The 297-nt window shown below is 64.3% G+C and carries 1 pseudogene; it reads left to right on the top strand.

Annotated features, from left to right (window positions below):
• Positions 1-297: pseudogene (locus tag F6Q13_RS17640) on the top strand (thiolase family protein); the annotation flags it as partial.

Below are 297 nucleotides of genomic sequence, written 5' to 3'. Positions count from 1 at the left end.
CGCCCGATGAGGGGGCCGCAGCGGTTATCATGTGCCGCACCGATATCGTACATCGTTTCACGTCGAAACCCGTGTATGTGCGGGCGGTGGAGATCCGCACCCGCCATTACGGCACCTATGAGGTGCACGCAACTTTCGCCCCTGTCGAGGAGGACATGTCGCCCACGGTGTACGCATCCCGGGCCGCCTTCGAGGAGTCCGGAGTGGCCCCCGAGGATGTCGATGTCATCCAGCTGCAAGACAGCGACGCCTGCGCGGAGGTGATCCACATGGCAGAGGCGGGATTCTGCGCGGACG

The organism is Mycobacterium sp. (assembly GCF_008709575.1).
Taxonomy (GTDB): Bacteria; Actinomycetota; Actinomycetes; order Mycobacteriales; family Mycobacteriaceae; genus Mycobacterium.
Note: the sequence above shows the minus strand (reverse complement) of the source record. Positions and strands in the feature narration are given on the sequence as shown.